Consider the following 19,421-nt stretch of genomic DNA (forward strand, 5'->3'; position numbering starts at 1 on the left):
TTGAGCTACAGGTGCATATGACCGACGTCAGTTTTCAGAACCAAGCACAAGAGGCCGAGGCATCCTTGGGTGATTATTTCGCCCTGATGAAGCCGCGCGTGATGCAGCTGGTGGTGTTCACGGCTGTGGTCGGTCTGCTGGCAGCACCCGTGGGCGTGCATCCGGTTATCGCCTTTGCCTCGATCCTGTTTGTCGCCATCGGGGCAGGGGCATCAGGCGCGCTGAACATGTGGTGGGATTCCGATATTGACGGCGTGATGCGCCGCACGGCCAAGCGGCCCATCCCTGCGGGCAAGGTCACGCCGGACGAGGCCAAGGTGCTTGGCTTTGCCCTGTCGGGTATGTCGGTGATGATGCTGGCGCTCAGCGCGAACCTGCTGGCGGCCTTCCTTCTGGCCTTTACCATCTTTTTCTACCTCGTGATCTATTCGATGTGGCTGAAACGCTCGACGCCGCAGAACATCGTTATCGGCGGCGCTGCGGGCGCCTTTCCCCCGGTCATTGGCTGGGTGATCGCGACCGGATCCATGACGATCGAGCCATGGCTGATGTTTGCCCTGATCTTTATGTGGACGCCGCCCCATTTCTGGGCGCTCGCGCTGTTCATGAAATCCGATTACGACGATGCCGGTGTGCCGATGCTGACCGTGACCCATGGGCGCACCTCCACCCGCAAGCACATCCTTGTCTACACCGTTCCGCTGGTCATTCTGGCCGTTGGCACGGCCTTCACCAGCATTGGCGGCCCGATCTATCTGGCCACGGCGCTGGTGCTGAATGCGCTGTTCCTCAAAGGTGCCTATGACATCTGGAGCCGCACCGAGGCGCAGGCCGAAGCAGACGAGTACAAGGTCGAAAAGTCGTTTTTCCGCCTGTCGCTGTGGTACCTGTTCCTGCACTTCGGGGCCATCCTGATCGAGGCCCTGCTGCCCGCCACATGGGGGATCTGGACATGAGCATTCGCGCCGAACACGAGATCCACCAGCGCCGCAAGGGCCGCAATATCGGCGTTGGCCTGATGCTGGCCGCTTTTGTCGTGCTGATCCTCGCGCTGACCTTCGTCAAGATCACCAGCGGTGATTTTGAGATGCCGCGGATCGAGGAGGGGCAATGATGCGCCTGTCGGGCCCTGCAAAGACGGTTGTACAAACGCTGAGCCTTGTCGTGTTCATGGGCGGCCTCGCCTGGGCATCGGTGCCGTTTTACGACTGGTTCTGCCGGGTCACGGGTTTTGGCGGCACACCGGGGGTGAGCGAAGTCGCCAGCGACGACATTTTGGACCAGACCATCAAGGTGCGCTTTGACGCCTCGCTGGAACGCTCCATGCCGTGGGAGTTCAAACCCGTCGTGCGCGAAATGGAATTGCGGATCGGCGAGACCGGGTTGGCGTTCTATGAGGCCTATAATCCGACCGACAAACCGGTCGCAGGGTCGGCCAGCTACAATGTCGCCCCATACGAGGCGGGCGGCTTTTTCTCCAAAATCGACTGTTTCTGCTTTGAAGAGCAGGTGCTGGCACCGGGCGAGCGCGTCCAGATGCCCGTCACCTTCTATGTCGATCCGGAAATCGTGACAGACCGGGACGCAAAATACGTGCACTCGATCACGCTCAGCTATACATTTTACCAAATCGACCTGCCGGAGGGCTATGCCGCTCTGGACAAGGACGAAGACACAAACCTGAACTGAGGGACGCAACCCATGGCCCACGCAAAAAATCACGACTACCACATTCTGTCGCCATCGACATGGCCACTTTTGGGCGCGCTGGCGGGCTTTGCCATGCTCTTTGGGGCGGTGGCCTGGATGTCGGGCGGGATGACCATCCTGTTCAAATCCGTCGAACTGAGCGGGCCCTGGCTGTTCCTGATGGGCTTTGTTGGCGTGCTTTATGTGATGTTCGGCTGGTGGGCCGACGTGGTGGCCGAAAGCAAGATCGGCGATCACACACCGGTCGTGCGCATCGGCCTGCGCTATGGGTTCATCCTGTTCATCATGTCCGAAGTGATGTTCTTTGCCGCGTGGTTCTGGGCCTTCTTCAAGGACGGCATCTATCCGATGAGCGAATATGTCGGCACGACATATGTGCGCCCCGAGATTTACCACGTGGATGCCTTCCACCTGCCGCTGATCAACACGCTGATCCTGTTGTTGTCGGGCTGTGCCGTCACATGGGCGCACCACGCGCTGGTGCATGGCGGACCGCGCAAGGACCTGATCAATGGGCTGGCGATTGCCGTTGTTCTGGGCCTGCTCTTCACCTTCTTCCAGGCCTATGAATACTCCTATCTGCTCTATCAGGGCTGGCAGTTCGGCGAGGACACGTTCTTTTCCGCCTTCTTCATGGCCACCGGCTTTCACGGCGCGCATGTGATCATCGGCACCATCTTTTTGTTCGTGTGCCTTGTGCGCTCGATGAAAGGTGACTTTACCGCCGAAAAGCACATCGGGTTCGAGGCTGCCGCCTGGTACTGGCACTTTGTGGACGTGGTCTGGCTGTTCCTGTTCTTTGCCGTCTACATCTGGGGTGTCGCTCAGATGCCCGGCGCGCACTAAGCCCCAGCGGCGACAACGAAAGACAAAGGCGCGCGGTTTCCGCGCGCTTTTTCAATTTTGACGGAGGCAAGAGAGGCGTAATGCGGCTGTGGTTTGGTCTGATTGTCGGTGTGATCGGAGTCGGTATTTTGCTGGCGCTTGGCACATGGCAGGTCCAGCGGCTGGCGTGGAAACAGGACCTGCTGGCCCGGATCGAGGCGCAGATCGACGCCGACCCGGTGCCGCTGGCCGAGGCTCTCGCGCCTGAGTTTCGCCGCTACGCTCCCGTGACTGTCACCGGCACTTTCGGGGCAGGGGATGCGTTCCTGACCGCTCTGGCCTCGCGCAAGACCACCGGCGCCGTCTACCGCATCATCCGACCCTTCGAGGCCGAGGGCCATGGTCGCATCCTGATCGACACCGGTTGGCTGCGCGACGGCGAAGACGTGCCGGGCGCACCACAGGTGCGCCTTACGTTGGTCGGCAACCTTGATGCCCCCAACGAGATCGACGGCTTTACCCCCGCGCCCGATCTGGAAAAAAACATCTGGTTCGCCCGCGACGTATCTGCCATGGCCGCCGCCCTGAACACCGCCCCGGTGCTGGTGGTGCTGCGTGATGAGCCGGAAATTGACCTTGGCGTGACGCCCTGGCCCGTAGACACGGCTGGTATTCCGAACGATCACCTGCAATACGCCCTGACGTGGTTTTCCCTTGCCGTGATCTGGGGGGGCATGACCACCTATTTCCTGCTGCGCACTCGCCGCAGCCTGCGCTGAGAAAGACGAACCAATGCGCTATATCTCGACCCGTGGCCAAGCGCCCGCGCTGACATTTGAGGACACGATGCTGACCGGGCTGGCCCGTGACGGCGGCCTATACGTGCCCGAAACCATCCCGCAGATGGACGCCCACGCCATCGCTGCGATGGGCGGGCAGTCTTACGAAGAGATCGCCTATACCGTGATGCGCCCCTTTGTCGGCGATACGTTCACGGATGCCGAATTCCGCGGCTGCATCAACCGCGCTTATGCGGGCTTTGGTCATGCCGCCCGCGCGCCGCTGGTTCAGCTGGATCAGGGGCATTTTCTGCTAGAGCTGTTTCACGGGCCCACGCTCGCCTTTAAGGATTTTGCGATGCAGCTGATCGGTCAGCTGTTCCAGACCGCCCTTGCGCGGCGCGGGGAACGGGTGACAATCGTGGGGGCAACCTCGGGCGACACAGGCTCTGCCGCGATCGAGGCGTTCCGGGGTCTCGACAATGTCGATGTCTTCATCCTCTACCCGCACAACCGCGTCAGCGAAGTGCAGCGGCGCCAGATGACGACGCCTACCGAATCCAATGTGCACGCACTGGCTGTGGATGGCGATTTCGACGACTGTCAGGCCCGCCTCAAGGACATGTTCAACGATTTTGATTTCCGCGACGGGGTCAAACTGGCAGGTGTGAACTCGATCAACTGGGCGCGGGTGCTGGCGCAAGTGGTCTACTACTTCTCTGCCGCTGCCTCTTTGGGTGCACCCACGCGCAAAGTCAGCTTTACCGTGCCCACGGGCAATTTCGGCGACATCTTTGCAGGTTACATCGCCAAACGTATGGGCCTGCCCATTGACCGTCTCGTTGTGGCGACCAACCAGAACGATATCCTGCACCGCGCGCTGTCGGGACAGGGCTATCACAAGGGCGACACGATACCCTCGATCAGCCCGTCGATGGACATTCAGGTCAGCTCGAACTTTGAGCGTGCCCTGTTTGATGCCTATGGGCGCGACGGCAAGGCGGTGGCGCAACTGATGGACGAATTGAAGGCTGGTGGGTTTGAAGTGAGTCAAGGCGCGATGCAGGCCCTGCAGGATCACTTTGACTCTGGCCGTGCGTCTGAGGCGGACACAAGTGCCGCCATCACCCGCACGTTGAAAGAGACGGGTGAGCTGCTGTGCCCACACTCTGCCGTCGGGGTTCACGTGGCCGCTGATCACATTGATCCGGCCACGCCCATGGTCACGCTCGCCACCGCCCATCCGGCGAAATTCCCGGATGCGGTCGAGGCAGCGACAGGTATCCGCCCCCCTCTTCCCCCGCGCATGGCGGACCTGTATGAACGGCCCGAACGGCTGACCCGTGTGCCCAATGATCTTGAGGCACTCAAGGCCCATATCAAAGACCACCGCGCCAGATGAGAGCACCGAATTGAACACGCAGACACATACCCTTTCCAACGGCTTTCGCATCGTCACCGAACATATGCCCAGCCTCGCCTCGGCCTCGATTGGCATCTGGGTCGGCGCAGGCGCGCGCCATGAGGCGACCGAGCAGAATGGCATCGCGCATTTCCTGGAACACATGGCGTTCAAGGGCACGCAAAAGCGCACTGCCTTGCAGATTGCGGAATCCATCGAGGACGTGGGGGGTTATATCAACGCCTATACCAGCCGCGAGGTGACCGCCTATTACGTGCGCGTTCTGGAAAACGATGTGCCGCTGGCGTTGGATGTGCTGGCCGACATTCTGCTGAACCCCGTCTTTGACGAGAGCGAGATCGAGGTCGAGCGGGGTGTGATCCTGCAGGAAATCGGGCAGGCGCTCGACACACCCGATGATGTGATTTTCGATTGGCTGCAGGAACAGGCCTATCCCGAACAGCCCCTTGGGCGCACCATTCTGGGCCCATCCGAACGTGTCTCGGCCTTTGATCGCGCGGACCTGTCCCGCTTTGTCGATCAACACTATGGCCCCGAGCAGATGATCCTGTCGGCGGCCGGGGCCGTCGATCACGACGCCATCGTGCGCATGGCCGAAGAGTTCTTTGGCCACTTGCCGCGCCGCCCCTTGCTGGTGGCCGACACAGCCCGGTTTTCGGGTGGCGAGGTGCGTCAGGGCAAGGCGCTCGAACAGGCGCATTTCGCGCTGGCTTTTGAGTCGCCCGGCTACCGCGACGATGCGATCTATACCGCCCAAGTCTATGCCAGCGCGCTGGGCGGCGGCATGTCCTCGCGCCTGTTTCAGGAAATCCGCGAGAACCGGGGCCTGTGTTACACAATCTTTGCCCAGGCCGGGGCCTATGCCGATACCGGCATGACCACGATCTATGCGGGCACCTCCGCCGAGCAAATCGGCGATCTCGCCACCATAACGGTGGACGAGATGAAGCGTGCGGCGGGCGACATCAGCCAGGCCGAAGTTGACCGGGCGCGCGCACAGATGAAGGCCGGGCTGCTGATGGGTCTTGAAAGCCCGTCCAACAGGGCTGAACGACTGGCGCGGCTGGTGCAGATCTGGGACAGGGTGCCCCCCCTGGAAGAAAGCGTGGCGCTGATTGATGCGATCACCGTGCGGGACGTGCGCGACTTTGCCGAGCAGATGGCGAGCCGCGCGCCGATGGCCATGGCGCTCTACGGCCCCGTCGACGCCGCCCCCAGCCGCGATGCCCTAGAGGAGCGCCGCGCCGCCTGATGCTGCTCACCAAACGGAAATTGCAGATCGAGACTGAGCGCATGTCGCTGCGCCCGCCGTCTCATTCCGATTTTCGCACATGGACGGCGCTGCGTGTGGCCAGTGCCGATCACCTGACCCCGTGGGAGCCGAGCTGGGCCAGCGATCACCTGACGCGCAAGGCCTTCACCAACCGGGTGTATTGGGCGCAACGCTCGGTCGCCGCCGGAACGGCGCTGCCCCTGTTCCTGATTCGGCGCAAGGATGACGCGCTGATGGGGGCGATCACGCTCGACAATATCCGGCGCGGCCCTGCACAGGCGGGCACGCTTGGGTACTGGACCGGCGCGCAATATGCGCGGCAAGGCTATATGCGCGAGGCGATCCTGTCGGTGGTACACTACGCCTTCAACCGCCTTGACCTCAGCCGGATCGAGGCCGCCTGCCTGCCGGAAAACGCAGCCTCACGGGCTTTGCTGGAAACCTGCGGGTTCAAATATGAAGGGGTGGCGCAAAGCTATCTGCAGATCGACGGGCGCTGGCGCACCCACGTTCTTTATGCAGCCCTGCGCATGGATCGACGCGGGCGGACCGAAGCCGGGTAAAATTCTCACACAGAATTTTGCCAAGACTTTTGGAAAAAGTCTTGCCCTGCTCTAAACTCATTCCATGCGTGTCCTTATTCTCAGCCTTGCAATCCTTGTGCTGCCGCTGGCCGTTGCCGCACAGCAAACCCGCACCCCCAGCCATTGCATTGCGCTGGCGGGCGACATTGACGGCGCCACATTTGTGCACAAGGCCAGTTACAATGTAGATGTCGCGTCCGAAACGGTGCGCATTCACTATATCGCCCATGCCTCTTTCCTGATCCGCACGGCGGGTGGGCTGAATATGGTGACCGACTTCACCGGCTTTACCGGCTCCGCCCCGATGATCCCGGATGTGGTCACCATGAACCACGCCCATGAAACCCACTGGACTGCCTTTCCTGACCCGGCCATCCCCCATGTGCTGCCGGGCTGGGGGGAGTTTGGCCAAGGCATCGATCACCGTGTCGATCTGGGCGAAGTGCTGGTGCGCAATGTCTCTACCGATATCCGCTCGCAGTTTTCCGGCATCGAGGACAACGGCAATTCCATCTTTATCTTTGAAGTTGCTGGCCTGTGCATCGGCCATCTGGGGCATTTGCATCACGAACCCAATGACGAACAATACGCGGCCATCGGGCGGCTGGATGTGGTCATGGCGGCCGTGGACGGGGGCATGACAGTCGATCTGCCCACGATGATGCGGATCGTTGATCGGTTGCGCTCGTCCATCGTGATCCCGATGCACTGGTTCGGGGACTATACGTTGAATGAGTTTCTTAACGGAATGCGGGATACATTCCAGATTGTAGATGTCGGGGGGCCGGCGCTGGACGTGTCGCTGGACCGCCTGCCGAGCCGTCCAACGATTATGGTGTTGCGCCCGGCTTGGCTGCAAGTACAAGCGGAATAGCCTCGGGCGCCTTGGTGTGCCCGACCGGGCGCTGTAAACGTCAGAGCCGAAGGGGCCGACCGATGCTGAACTCCCTGACCGCAGACCGCGTGGACGCCATGCGCGCCGTTCTGCCTGACGACAGGTTTTCCGAGGCAGATGAAGGGCAGTTGCAGGAACCGCGCGGGCGCTATCAGGGCACCGTAGGCCTTGTCGCACGCCCCCGCACCACGCAAGAGGTGGCGGCCCTTGTGCGCGCCGCGTCCGAGGCCCGCGTGCCGGTGATCCCCTATGGCGGTGGCACTGGTCTGGTGGGCGGACAGGTGGTGCCCGATGGCCCGCTGCCGCTGGTGCTCAGCCTTGATCGCATGAATGCCGTGCGCGACGTCTATCGTCAGGAAAACGTGCTGGTGGCCGAGGCGGGCGCGATCCTGACGGATGTCCAGGATGCCGCGGCCAAGGTGCGCCGCCTGTTCCCGCTGTCGCTGGCCTCAGAAGGGTCTGCGCGAGTGGGCGGGCTGCTTTCCACCAATGCAGGTGGAACAGGCGTTCTGCGCTATGGCAATGCGCGCGATCTGTGTCTGGGGATCGAGGCGGTGCTGCCTTCGGGCGAGATCTATCAAGGGCTCAGCCGCCTGCGCAAAGACAACACCGGCTATGACCTTCGCCACCTCTTGATCGGGGCCGAAGGCACGCTTGGCATCATCACGGCCGCCTCGCTCAAACTGTTTGCCCAGCCATCGCAGATGGGCACCGCCCTGCTGCAAGTGGATTCCCCCGGTGCGGCCCTGCTGCTGCTGGCGCTGGTGCGCGAGCAGGTTGGCGAAAGTGTCAGCGCGTTCGAACTCATCCACCGCCAAGGCTTTGATTTTCTGGCCGAAACCATGCCGGATTTGCGCAATCCCTGGTCCGAAACACCCGAATGGTGCGTGCTGATCGAACTTGGCCTTTCCGGCGGTGTAACGCCGCAATCGGCACTTGAGCGGATATTCGAAACCGGGGTCGCCGATGGGCTGGTTGTCGACGGTATGATCGCCCAAAGCGAGGCGCAGCGCGCGGATTTCTGGTCCATCCGCGAAAGCATCCCCGAAGCCAACCGCAGGGTCGGTTCGGTGTCGTCGCATGACATCTCATTGCCCCTTGGTGCACTTGCGGATTTCATCACCGAAGGGGGCAAGCGTATCGCGGCCCTTGGCCTGTTCCGCATCAACTGCTTTGGTCATGTGGGCGACGGCAATCTGCACTACAACGTCTTTCCCATGCCCGGCAAAACCCGCGCCGATCACATGGCCGAGCGCGAGCAGATCAAATCGATTGTGCACGATCTGGTGCACGAGATGAGCGGGTCCGTCAGTGCAGAGCACGGGATCGGGCGGCTCAAGGTCGGCGATCTGGAACGCTATGGCGATCCGGCGAAACTGGCGGCGATGCGGGCGATCAAGGCGGCCCTCGACCCGCTTGGCATCATGAACCCCGGTGCGGTGCTGCGCGCCTGATCTTGCCGTGGCCCCTGCGTCATGGCTATTCTGTCCCGCGTTCGGGGATGGGTGCGATGAATCGCTCTGGCAATAACACTTCACGGGATCAAGCGGGCCTGCCCAAGGCTGGTGGGGGCCTGCGCCCATGAAACCCGTGACCAACCTGCTGCGGCTGCCCATCATCCTGCCACAGGCACTGTGGGTCGCGGCCCGTGCGGTCCGCCTGCCCGAACCACCGGGCCCGCGCGAGGGGCAAGACGGAGAAGGCGCGCCGCTGCGTGTGCTGATCCTCGGTGACAGCTCTGCCGCGGGTGTCGGGGTCGATCATCAGGATCAGGCCCTGTCCGGGCGACTGGTTGCGCGGCTTGGCCACACCCATACGGTCTATTGGCAGCTTTGGGCGCAGTCCGGCCTGACCACGTCTGCGGCGCTGCGTCTGCTATCGGAGCATTCACATCAACGCTTTGATCTTGCAGTGGTCGCGCTGGGAGTAAATGACGTCAAGAATGGGGTGCATGTGACGCGCTGGCAGTCCAATTACGCGCGCCTGATCGGGATGCTGAAACGGCGCTTTGGCGTGCGGCGCATCTATGCCTCCGGCGTGCCGCCAATGGGGGCCTTCCCGCTGTTGCCGCAACCGTTGCGGGGCACGCTCGGGGACCGCGCGACGCGCTTTGACGCGACGCTCGTCGCCTTGTGCCAACGCGAGCCGGGGGTTGTGCATATGCCATTCGACGTCGATCTCGACCCCGGCATGATGGCGGCGGACGGCTTTCACCCCGGTGCAAAAGTCTACGACATCTGGGCAGAGCGCATTGTAGCGGCACTCTCAGAAGATCCACTCGACTGAGTCAAACCGCAGGCCTGATCGCAGGTCCCAAACCTTCTCTGATTCCAAAAAATCCTCCCCGAAGGGCCGGACAGCCACCCGCACCTGCGACACAAAAAAAGCGCACCAAACGCCTACTCCCCGTCAAAGGCACACAAGGCTTGAACCTCCATCCCCATGGCCTCAAGCCGCGCGCGTCCACCCAGATCGGGCAGATCGATCACGAATGCGCAGGAGACAATCTCGCCTCCGAGTCGCTCGACCAGCTTGATGCCCGCCTCGGCTGTGCCGCCAGTGGCCAGCAGATCGTCCACCACCAGGATCTTTTCCCCTGGCTGAATAGCGTCATCGTGCAGCTCCACAATCGCCTCGCCATATTCCAGCGTGTAGGCCTGCGAGATCGTCGTGCCGGGCAGTTTGCCCTTCTTACGGATCGGGACGAAGCCCACCGACAACTGGTGCGCGATGGCGCCGCCAAGGATGAACCCGCGCGCCTCAAGGCCCACGACCTTGTCTATATTTATGCCCGCATAGGGGTGCAGCATCTGGTCGATGGCCATGCGAAACCCCCGTGGGTCGGCAAACAGCGTGGTGACATCGCGAAACATGATCCCCTCATGGGGGAAATCGACGATGGTGCGGATGTAGTCCTGAACAGTCTTCATTGTGCTCTCCGAAGGGTGGCGGTGAGGATGCCCATGGCCACCAGCGTGGCGCCGCCCGCGCGGGTGAGCCATGTGATGATATTGGGCCGCGCGATCATCGCCCGCATCCGGTCCGCCAGCAGCGCATAGGCCAGCGCGTTGATAGCGGCCAGCGCGCAGAACGTGGCAATCAGGATGGCGAACTGGGGCAGCAGGGCGGCGTCCGGTCGAATGAACTGCGGCACGAACGCGATGAAAAAGGCAATAGATTTGGGGTTGAGGGCAGTGACGGTCGCCGCGTGGCCAAAGACACCGCGCGCCGTGATGTCCGCGTGGGGCAGGGCCAGCCCGTCGGACGGGGCCGAGCGGATCAGCTTGATCCCCAGCCAGATCAGATAGGCAGCACCCACCCATTTGAGCACGGTGAACAGCGTGGCGGAGGCCAGCACCAGCGCTCCAAGCCCCAGCAGCGAGGCTGTCATCGCGATCAGATCACCCACGGCCACCCCGGCAGCAGAAGCCACGGCAACCGAGCGGCCCTTGGATAGCGCATAGCTGAGCACCAACAGCACAGTCGGCCCGGGAATGAGAAGCAGCGCAATCGAGGCGGCCACAAAGGTCAGCCAGATGTCGAGGAGCATGGGCGATTTCCTGTCTTATTTACGGTCATAGTGCATGCGGATGGCGGTCGCGTCCTGGCGAAAAAGCCGCTTCACATGGTTGCTTCTCTCATCAAAGATCGAATTGCGGCGATAATGCAAATTGCTGATATCTGTCAGCAGCCCAAGACTTTGGACCAGCTCTTCGAGGATGATCGACTTGATGTCTGCAATCCCGGTGTCGGGGGTCACGATGATGACGCTCTTAGTGATCCGCTTGGCCCCATCCCACCACACGTGGACATAGGCCGCGCCAATCTGGTTGCCGTCGAGATCGTCAATGCCGGTGTCCTGCAGCACGCTGTCTTCGGGCAGGTCCAGCAACATGACCGAAATGTCCGGTTTGCCTGTGGTGCGGGTAATCGTGACGCCCGCCTCAAGCTTTGAAATTTCACTAGCGGCCCGTGTCAGCGCCGCGTCGATCAGGCGCGCATTGCGCTCAGGAAAGGTGGGGTCGGTCCGGGTGATGGCGACGCTCAGACGCTTGGCCTTACTGGCTGGCCAGCGCACGATATCCTTGCGGCAAGGTCCGCCCGGATCGGCTGCGCAGGCGACCAGCCGGTAAAAGTCGCGGTCCGACAACGGCCCCTTGGTTATGATGTATTCCTGCGCCGATGCAGGGATGGTCGTCAGGAAAATCGCCATCAATGCCAGTAGTTTACGGATCACAGCATCCGCCCGGCCACCGCGTCCAGCTTGGCCAGGACCGCCGGGTCGCGCTTTTCCGGGGCGGTCATGATTGCGAATTCGAGCGCGCGGTCGCAGCCGTGCGGGCAGGGCGCGCGCTCGACCCCGAGCAAAGCAGGCAGTTCGGCGACCATGGCGCGGGCCTTGCCCGCGTTGCCCATGAGCGTCTCAATAATCTTGGTCACATCGACCTCGCCGTGATCAGGGTGCCAGCTGTCATAATCGGTGATCATCGCGACGGAGGCATAGCAGAGCTCGGCCTCGCGGGCGAGCTTGGCCTCGGGCATGTTGGTCATGCCGATCACATCCGCCCCCCAGCTATCCCGGTACATTTTAGACTCGGCCAATGTCGAGAATTGCGGCCCCTCCATCGCGAGGTAAGTGCCTGATGTGTGAACATTAATTCCCACACCTCGCGCGGCAGTGATGCACGCTTCGGACAGGCGCGGGCAGGTGGGGTGGGCGACGCTCACATGGGCGACACAACCCGTGCCAAAGAAGGACTTTTCGCGGGCGAATGTCCGGTCGATGAACTGATCCACCACGACAAAATCGCCCGGCGCCATCTCTTCGCGGAAACTGCCGCAGGCGGAGACCGAGATCACATCCGTCACCCCCAACCGCTTGAGGGCGTCGATGTTGGCCCGGTAAGGCACGGTGGTGGGCGAATGCACATGACCCCGCCCGTGTCGGGGCAGAAAGGCCATGTCGACCCCATTCAAACTGCCTGTCAGGATCTGGTCGGAGGGCGTGCCCCAGGGTGAGTCCACGCTGACCCATTCCGCCCCTTCGAGCCCGTCGATGTCATAGATGCCTGAGCCGCCGATCACGGCAATTTTCGTCTGGGTCATGGAGGGCCTCAAGTGTCGCTGGTTGGTCGTTTTACGGGGCGAAAACGGCCTGTCACACCCCGTGCACAAGGCGTACACAACCTGTGCACCGCCTGTACACCCCCGCCGCACGCACAACGGCGCGAACACGCAACAGGCAGCGTCATTCGCGGCGAATGATCCCGGTGATGGCGGCGGCCCCAAGGGCGGTGACGATCCAGCCCATCACCGTCAATATCCAACTGCCCCACCACAAATGAAAACCCCACGGGCCGCGGGTTGTGGAGGGTGACCAGGCCGCGGTTTGCCCAAAGTCGATGATCGGGATGACAACATCAAAGCCATAGGCATAGCGGTTGAACGTCTCCCAATCGCGCCCCGGCGCAATTGCGCGCCATTGCGCAAGGGTGAGGTCGCTGGCTGCGGGCAGGCGGTCACCGGCCCAGGCAGCGGCCGGGTGGGGATCGGTTTCGGCCAGAACCGTCCAGTCATCCGAGACCAGAACAGGGGGAGCATTGGGGGCAAAGCTGCCCTCCTCCCATGCGAAATGGGCGGGGACAATGGTGCCAAGGATCAGAACGGCGAGGGCTGCCACGCTGCGAAACGGGTAGTGGCCATAGCCCACCAAAAGGCGCAACAGGAAGTTCCAGAAGCTGAACCAGACCGTCAGCAGAACGGCGACACCGCGCCCGGATTTCCGACGCTCGTCCTGCGCGCTGGCCCGGCGCAGGCGTTCGCGCGTGAACATAACCCGCCGCGCGTCTTCGTCGTGTCCGGTCTCGCGCAGGAATTTTGCATATTGGGAATAAGGTTGCGGGCGAAACTCGTCATCGAAATAGCTGCCGTTTTCCAACCAATCCATCCGCATATGCGAGGCCGACACCTTGCCCCGGATCCGGTCATAGGTGAAGCCGTCCAAATATAGTGCCGTGCGGTCGGGCCAGTTGTCGGGATGATCGTCCAGTTCGGCCACATGCGCGCCATTGAGGCTGATGGCCCCCGACGCATGTTCGACCTTTTTCCACACAAACGCATGCTCGACCCGCATCGCCTTTCCATTGAATGCATGCCCGGAATCGTTGCGCAGCTTGACCCGTTCGCAGGTCAACCGTCCCGAAATGCGCGCGCCCGCCAACAGGATTTCGCCGGTGCTGTCACAACCATCAAGGCGCACGGCCCCCTGAACGGTTGCACCGCCCAAGGACAGGGATTGGCCCGATCTCGTGGCGATCAGCGTTGTCTGCTGCGCATAGAGCCCGCCGATGGTGGCGCCGTTCAGCCGGATTTCTCCGGTGCTGTGAAAGGGTTTGGTGACCGCATTCTTGTCGGTCTTGACCCGTGGGTGCAAAAACACGCCGCCCGCAATATGCGCATCGGGTGCCGAAATGGCGAATTCGGTTTGGACGTTGATCTGCGCGCTGGTGCAGCCGAGTTGCCCGCCGATCCTGATGCCATTCAGATCAAGGGTGCTGAAGGCGATGACGCTGTCCAGAAAGACGTCGCCTTCGATTTTGGCCCCCTGGGCGTTGAAGGCGGTGCCGTGTTCGACTGCCAGATGCGCGCGCGCGCAATCAAGTTGCCCGCCGATTGTGGTCCCTTTCAGATCGATGGTGCCAGCCGCCGTGATGTCGTGCAAAAAGACATTGCCTTCGATCACAGCGCCCTGCGCGACCCAGTCTTTCAGGATGCTGCCGCTGAGGTTTACCATTCTGAACCGGGTTTGCGCGCTGTCAAAACGGCTTTCGAAATGACAGTTTTCCAGCTGCACCGCGCCATGCGTCGTCGCAAGGTTCAGATCAAGCGCACCCGTGATATAGCCACCGATCAGATGTACGCCGCGCTCATCCACGGCGCAGGCCTCGCACCCGCCCAACAGCAGATACCGCAGAATGTCGGCCCGTATCGTTCGGGCAGGATCGGGGGAGGTGGGGCAGGCGCCATCGTCCAGCGCGCATGGAACACCAGCCTTGCTGGCCTCGATCAGATCGGTTTCGGCCGTGGTCGGCTCCTGATCCAAAACCTCTGCATAGGTCCGCAATATCGCCATGAGGTCTCCGGAGTGATGCGCGTCCGCGTCAGCCTAGCCGATCTTGCCCTTTTGTTAACCCTGATCTGCCATGTGCCTCGAAGAATACGGTGACTTTTTCGGCGTCGCCTTTACCTGACGGGCTGCATGCGCCCGCTGGCATGGTCATTCCAGAACCGATCCGTTAAGGGCCAGTCAAAGCAGTAGACGAAAAGACAGGACACCCATGGCCTTTTTCGATTTTTCGAACATGCGCACCAAGACCCGCTTTGGCGATTTCTCCATCTCACCCGGCGAGGTCAAGCTGACCCCGGCGCAAATCCGCACCGACCTGTTGTCCGGTCTCACCGTGGCGCTGGCGCTGGTGCCCGAGGCGGTGGCCTTTGCCTTTGTGGCCGGTGTGCATCCGCTGGTCGGGCTTTATGCGGCGTTCATGGTTGGGCTGATCACGGCGATCTTCGGGGGCCGTCCGGGCATGATTTCAGGGGCCACGGGGGCGCTCGCCGTTGTGATGGTCGCGCTGGTGGCCCAGCACGGCGTTGAGTACCTTTTTGCGACCGTTGTATTGATGGGTCTGCTGCAGATTTTTGCCGGTGTCATGCAATGGGGCAAGTTCATTCGCCTTGTGCCGCATCCGGTCATGCTGGGCTTTGTAAATGGCCTCGCCATCGTGATTTTCCTGGCGCAACTCACCCAGTTCAAGGTGCCGGGCACGGCCGAGGCGTCGGGCCATGGCATGGCGGGGGGCGCGTGGCTGACCGGTCTGCCGCTTTACCTGATGCTAGGCCTTGTGGGGCTGACGATGGTGATCATTTGGCTCTCGCCGCGTGTGACGCGGCTGATCCCAGCACCTTTGGCGGGCATCGGGATTGTTGCGGCCATCGTCATCGGCTTTGGCCTTGATGTGCCGCGTGTGGGCGACCTTGCCAGCATCGAAGGCGGGCTGCCGCCCTTCCATATCCCGGCGGTGCCGTTCACCCTTGAAACGCTGCGGATCATCCTGCCTTACGCGATCATTCTGGCCGCCATTGGCCTGATCGAAAGCCTGCTGACCCTGAACCTTGTTGGCGATCTGACCAAGCAGCGCGGGGGGGCCAGCCAGGAATGCATCGCCCAAGGCGTGGCCAACACGGCCACCGGGTTCTTTGGTGGTATGGGGGGCTGTGCGATGATCGGGCAGTCGATGATCAACGTGAAATCCGGGGGGCGCACGCGTATTGCAGGCGTGTCGGCGGCACTGTTCCTCCTCGCCTTTATCCTTGTCGGCTCCAGCGTGATCGAACTGATCCCGCTCGCCGCGCTGGTTGGCGTGATGTTCATGGTGGTGATCGGGACATTTGCGTGGAACTCGCTGAAAATCCTGCGCAAAGTGCCGCTGACAGATGCCTTTGTCATCGTGCTGGTCACGGTTGTGACGGTGATGGAAGACCTTGCAGTCGCTGTGGTTGTGGGCGTGATCGTGAGCGCGCTGGCCTATGCGTGGAACAATGCGCGGCGCATCCATGCCACGACCCGCGACTCGGTGACCGAGGCGGGGGCCAAGGTCTATGAAATCCACGGCCCGCTGTTCTTTGGCTCTGCCACCGGGTTCATCGAGATGTTCGACGTCGAAAACGACCCGCGCGAGGTGATCATCGATTTCGCCGACAGCCGGGTGGTAGACCAGTCCGCCCTGCAGGCGATCGAGGCAGTGGCGGGCAAATACGAAGAGCTGGGCAAGCGCGTGCAGCTGCGCCACCTGACCCATGACTGCCACAAGCTGCTGACCAAGGCAGGGCACCTGATCGTGGACAGTGATGACGACCCGGATTACGAGATCGCCACGGATTACGGCGTGCGGACGGGGATTTTGGGCGACCACTGAGGGCGCGTCACATGTCCGACAGTTCTGCCCGTTGAGGCGCTCGTTCTTTCCGAACGGCCAGCCGCCAACCGCTAGCCGCCCTGCCGGGAGGCCCGAAAATCACGTGGAGACTGGCCAGTCTTGGCCTCAAACGCGCGGGTAAAGGCGCTGCGCGAGGCAAAGCCGACAAGGTCCGCCACGCGTTTGATCGGGACATCCGTCATTTCCAGCAGATGACCCGCCCGGCGCATGCGCAGATCCCGCAACAACTCCATCGGTCCCGACCCGTAGGCCTCGGCAAAGCGTTTGGCAAAGGCCGCGCGGCTCATGCTCACATGTGTGGCCAGACTTTCGACGGTGTGCGGCTCTCCGGGTTTGTCCAGCATCAGCTTGAGTGCGTTCCAAATGGAGGGATCGGCCAGCGCGGCCATCCAGCGCAGCGCGCTTTCATTCTCGGTCAGCCGTTTGCGCAGCATGTCGATCACGCATTGCATCAAGAGGGCGCGGATCATGGCGCGACTGCCCAGCGTGGGGTTGGATACTTCGGCCAGCAGGGCCTGCAGGGCCGGGCGCATGTGACTGGGGGAGGACACGTTCTCGATCATCGGCTCGCGGATCACATCAATGATGTCCCGGATGCCGCGCAGACCAACCGTCACATGGGCGCAGAGCGCGGTCAGTTGCCCGCTATCGACCTGTTCGGACCCGGCCATGAGGCTGGCCAGTTTCAAAGCGGCAGGTTTGCATTCGGGAATGGGGTGACTGGTGCCGCCGAAACTGTGCAACGCATGGCTTTGCAGGGCGGGAATGAACACCAGCATGCCGCGCGACACCTTGATTGGGGGCCGCGCCCGCAGGCTGATTTCCCCTTCACCCGAGAGAATGTAGTGCAACGTGGCCGAGGCATCCCGCCCCAGCCCCAGATCACAGGCCCCGCGCAACTCGCACAAGGCGAACGGATCGGTCGAGATTTCCAGCTCGTCAAAGATGTGGTCGTATTTCATGGGGCCAAACTAGCCGGGATTCAGACGCAAAGGCACCCCAAAGTCCGCTCGGGCACGCCTTTGAGACGAAAAGGCACGCGCGCTGCCATAGCTCTGGATCATCGAAACGCAAATGAGAGATTGATTCCATGTGCAACTGCAATGATCACGATCACAATCACAACGGCTCACATATCACCCGGCGCGCCGCGCTGCGCGGGGGTGTTGCGGCCACGGCCGCCGCAGCAACTGTCGCCGTCGGCGCGCAGTCTGCCGATGCCCAGCAGGCCAACCCCTATGCCGCACCGGCAGAGCCTGCATTGCCGCCATCGGACATGAAGCTGGACCTGTCGCGTGCCGCGCTGGTGGTCACCGACCCGCAGATCGACTTCCTCCATCCCGAGGGGGTCACATGGGGCGTCATCGGCGCCAGCGTGACCGAGCACAACACCGTCGACAATATCGAGGCGCTGTTCAAAGCCGCCAAGGCCGCCGACATCACCACAGCCGTGTCGCCGCACTACTACTATCCCACCGATCACGGCTGGAAATTCGAAGGTGCGCTCGAAAAACTGATGCACAAGATCGGCATGTTCGACCGCAAGGGCGCGCTCAATCTGGATGGGTTTGAAGGCTCCGGCGCGGACTGGATGCCCCAGTACAAGAAGTACATCGAGGATGGCAAAACCATCGTGACCTCGCCGCACAAGGTCTATGGCAACGACACCAATGACCTGTCGCTGCAACTGCGCAAACGGGGCGTGGATCAGGTGATCCTTGCGGGCATGTCCGCCAACCTGTGCACCGAAAGCCATATGCGCGAATTGCTGGAAGACGGGTTCGAGGTTGCCGTGGTCCGCGATGCCACCGCGGCGGCGATGCTGCCCGAGGGCGACGGTTACCTCGCCGCGCTGATCAACTTCCGCTACATGGCCAACGCGGTCTGGAGCACGGAAGAAGCGCTGGCACAAATCAAGGCAGCGGCGTAAGCACTGTCTGTAAGACCCACCTACCTCGCATGGACGGGGTAGGTGGGCCGTCGTTGTGCCGCGCATTGCGACGCCGACGACCCCACCAAGGAGCCACAGAAAATGAAAAAGATTGACGTAGAAGATGATCTGAAACGCTCGAAATTTCTGATCAAGGCCATGCTTTTGCAAGTCGTCGTGGTCTTGCTGATCATGTTCGCCTATTGGATCTATCTGAAGATGTGAGGCGCGCCGTAATTGGCGAGGCCAAACCTGTCATTCATGCCCGAGACTTCATGAATGACAGCCTTCGTGCGTCGGCCATATCACCTGCCGACGCCAAAAAACCTACTCCCCCGGCCGTTTCAGGCTGAACTTGTCCCGGATCACCGAATAATCCCTATACCCAAGGCGCGTCAGGGGCTGGTATTGCAGAACGTCAAAGATTCCGTCCACGATGCAATCATCGCGCAGATGCACGCCGACGACTTCGCCGAACACCACGTAATTCGCGGCCCCCTCGATCTGCACGATCTGGGTCATCTTGCATTCCAGCGCTGCCGGGGCCGCGCCGACGCGGGCGCAATTGATCTCGCTGCAGTTGGCCTTTTCGATTGCCGCCAGTTCGAATTCGTCCGTCGTGGCCTCCCACGGCCCCGAGGTCTGGTTCATCGCATCCTTCATCGCGTATTCCACCACGTTCACGCAGAACACGCCCGTGTCGCGGATATTGGCCACCGAATCCTTGGTCCCGTCCCGGTCGTCTTTGGCTCCGGTCGAGGCGAACATGACCTGCGGCGGGACGTAAGCGACTCCGTTGAAGAACGAATAGGGTGCCAGATTGTCCGACCCGTCCGATCCGCGCGTGGAAATCCAGCCGATGGGGCGCGGTGTCACGATGGCATTGAACGGGTTGTGGGGCAGGCCATGGCCGGTTTCGGGACGGTAGAACATCGCATCTCCTGACGTGTCGTTTGCGCAAGCACTACCCCCATGCTAGGGCGACAGCCACCCCTGACGAGCCAGT

21 protein-coding genes are annotated in these 19,421 nt (G+C 61.8%); 14 read left to right on the top strand and 7 right to left on the bottom strand.

The genetic code is table 11. The annotated features are described in order from the left end of the window. Nucleotides 1–17: 17 nt before the first annotated feature. The 11 genes from Q1A89_RS04820 (at nt 18) to Q1A89_RS04870 (ending at nt 9,775) form a co-directional block, all read left to right on the top strand. On the top strand, nt 18–956 hold the full coding sequence (locus Q1A89_RS04820; RefSeq protein WP_299724462.1) for a heme o synthase: 939 nt from the start codon (nt 18–20) through the stop codon (nt 954–956). Next, complete coding sequence (locus Q1A89_RS04825; protein ID WP_299724464.1) at nt 953–1,114, top strand: cytochrome C oxidase assembly protein; 162 nt, start codon at nt 953–955, stop codon at nt 1,112–1,114. Before Q1A89_RS04820 ends, Q1A89_RS04825 begins: the two co-directional genes overlap by 4 nt. Next, nucleotides 1,114–1,689, top strand: coding sequence for a cytochrome c oxidase assembly protein (locus Q1A89_RS04830; protein WP_299726094.1), 576 nt, complete (start codon nt 1,114–1,116; stop codon nt 1,687–1,689). Before Q1A89_RS04825 ends, Q1A89_RS04830 begins: the two co-directional genes overlap by 1 nt. Nucleotides 1,690–1,701: 12 nt before the next feature. Next, nucleotides 1,702–2,556, top strand: coding sequence for a cytochrome c oxidase subunit 3 (locus Q1A89_RS04835; protein WP_299724466.1), 855 nt, complete (start codon nt 1,702–1,704; stop codon nt 2,554–2,556). A gap of 80 nt (nt 2,557–2,636) precedes the next feature. Then, nucleotides 2,637–3,314 carry an SURF1 family protein gene (locus Q1A89_RS04840; RefSeq protein WP_299724468.1) on the top strand — a complete coding sequence of 226 codons (678 nt, stop codon included), beginning with the start codon at nt 2,637–2,639 and terminating at the stop codon, nt 3,312–3,314. Between the two features lie 13 nt (nt 3,315–3,327). Continuing rightward, nucleotides 3,328–4,716, top strand: coding sequence for a threonine synthase (gene thrC / locus Q1A89_RS04845; RefSeq protein WP_299724470.1), 1,389 nt, complete (start codon nt 3,328–3,330; stop codon nt 4,714–4,716). 10 nt (nt 4,717–4,726) lie between these two features. Further along, the gene (locus Q1A89_RS04850; RefSeq protein WP_299724472.1) at nt 4,727–5,989 is read left to right on the top strand and encodes a pitrilysin family protein; all 1,263 of its coding nucleotides are present in this window, start codon (nt 4,727–4,729) and stop codon (nt 5,987–5,989) included. Further along, nucleotides 5,989–6,573 (top strand): GNAT family protein, encoded by a 585-nt coding sequence (locus tag Q1A89_RS04855; protein ID WP_299724474.1) that lies wholly within the window; start codon nt 5,989–5,991, stop codon nt 6,571–6,573. Before Q1A89_RS04850 ends, Q1A89_RS04855 begins: the two co-directional genes overlap by 1 nt. A gap of 64 nt (nt 6,574–6,637) precedes the next feature. Further along, a complete protein-coding gene (locus tag Q1A89_RS04860) occupies nt 6,638–7,468 on the top strand; it encodes an MBL fold metallo-hydrolase (RefSeq protein WP_299724476.1) in 831 nt (276 codons plus the stop codon). A gap of 62 nt (nt 7,469–7,530) precedes the next feature. Continuing rightward, nucleotides 7,531–8,943 (top strand): FAD-binding oxidoreductase, encoded by a 1,413-nt coding sequence (locus Q1A89_RS04865; protein ID WP_299724478.1) that lies wholly within the window; start codon nt 7,531–7,533, stop codon nt 8,941–8,943. Nucleotides 8,944–9,070: 127 nt separating this feature from the next. Then, nucleotides 9,071–9,775, top strand: a complete 705-nt coding sequence (locus tag Q1A89_RS04870) for an SGNH/GDSL hydrolase family protein (RefSeq protein ID WP_299724480.1) — start codon at nt 9,071–9,073, stop codon at nt 9,773–9,775. 113 nt (nt 9,776–9,888) lie between these two features. On the opposite strand, the gene Q1A89_RS04875 is transcribed toward Q1A89_RS04870, so the two are convergent. The 5 genes from Q1A89_RS04875 to Q1A89_RS04895 all read right to left on the bottom strand — a co-directional run bounded on the left by Q1A89_RS04875 (nt 9,889) and on the right by Q1A89_RS04895 (nt 14,621). Continuing rightward, nucleotides 9,889–10,419 carry an adenine phosphoribosyltransferase gene (locus tag Q1A89_RS04875; protein WP_299724482.1) on the bottom strand — a complete coding sequence of 177 codons (531 nt, stop codon included), beginning with the start codon at nt 10,417–10,419 and terminating at the stop codon, nt 9,889–9,891. Next, the gene (locus Q1A89_RS04880; RefSeq protein WP_299724484.1) at nt 10,416–11,039 is read right to left on the bottom strand and encodes a LysE family translocator; all 624 of its coding nucleotides are present in this window, start codon (nt 11,037–11,039) and stop codon (nt 10,416–10,418) included. The genes Q1A89_RS04875 and Q1A89_RS04880 overlap by 4 nt, the downstream gene beginning before the upstream one ends. 15 nt (nt 11,040–11,054) lie before the next feature. Further along, the gene (locus Q1A89_RS04885; protein WP_299724486.1) at nt 11,055–11,726 is read right to left on the bottom strand and encodes a DUF2927 domain-containing protein; all 672 of its coding nucleotides are present in this window, start codon (nt 11,724–11,726) and stop codon (nt 11,055–11,057) included. Beyond that, nucleotides 11,723–12,595 (bottom strand): S-methyl-5'-thioadenosine phosphorylase, encoded by an 873-nt coding sequence (locus Q1A89_RS04890; protein WP_299724488.1) that lies wholly within the window; start codon nt 12,593–12,595, stop codon nt 11,723–11,725. Before Q1A89_RS04890 ends, Q1A89_RS04885 begins: the two co-directional genes overlap by 4 nt. 142 nt (nt 12,596–12,737) lie before the next feature. Continuing rightward, a complete protein-coding gene (locus Q1A89_RS04895) occupies nt 12,738–14,621 on the bottom strand; it encodes a hypothetical protein (protein WP_299724490.1) in 1,884 nt (627 codons plus the stop codon). Nucleotides 14,622–14,850: 229 nt separating this feature from the next. Between Q1A89_RS04895 and Q1A89_RS04900 the strand changes: the two genes are divergently transcribed. Continuing rightward, nucleotides 14,851–16,464, top strand: coding sequence for a SulP family inorganic anion transporter (locus Q1A89_RS04900; RefSeq protein ID WP_299726097.1), 1,614 nt, complete (start codon nt 14,851–14,853; stop codon nt 16,462–16,464). A 71-nt stretch (nt 16,465–16,535) separates the two neighbouring features. Here the strand turns inward: Q1A89_RS04900 and Q1A89_RS04905 are convergent, their stop codons facing one another. Next, a complete protein-coding gene (locus Q1A89_RS04905) occupies nt 16,536–17,447 on the bottom strand; it encodes an AraC family transcriptional regulator (RefSeq protein WP_299724492.1) in 912 nt (303 codons plus the stop codon). A gap of 128 nt (nt 17,448–17,575) precedes the next feature. On the opposite strand from Q1A89_RS04905, the gene Q1A89_RS04910 reads away from it, so the two are divergent. Both Q1A89_RS04910 and Q1A89_RS04915 read left to right on the top strand, forming a co-directional pair. Then, on the top strand, nt 17,576–18,415 hold the full coding sequence (locus tag Q1A89_RS04910) for a cysteine hydrolase (protein WP_299724494.1): 840 nt from the start codon (nt 17,576–17,578) through the stop codon (nt 18,413–18,415). Nucleotides 18,416–18,517: 102 nt separating this feature from the next. Further along, nucleotides 18,518–18,640, top strand: coding sequence for a hypothetical protein (locus Q1A89_RS04915; protein WP_299724496.1), 123 nt, complete (start codon nt 18,518–18,520; stop codon nt 18,638–18,640). A gap of 102 nt (nt 18,641–18,742) precedes the next feature. Here the strand turns inward: Q1A89_RS04915 and Q1A89_RS04920 are convergent, their stop codons facing one another. Then, nucleotides 18,743–19,348 (bottom strand): flavin reductase family protein, encoded by a 606-nt coding sequence (locus Q1A89_RS04920; RefSeq protein ID WP_299724498.1) that lies wholly within the window; start codon nt 19,346–19,348, stop codon nt 18,743–18,745. Nucleotides 19,349–19,421 lie beyond the last annotated feature (73 nt).

Source organism: uncultured Tateyamaria sp. (assembly GCF_947503045.1).
Lineage (GTDB): Bacteria > Pseudomonadota > Alphaproteobacteria > Rhodobacterales > Rhodobacteraceae > Tateyamaria.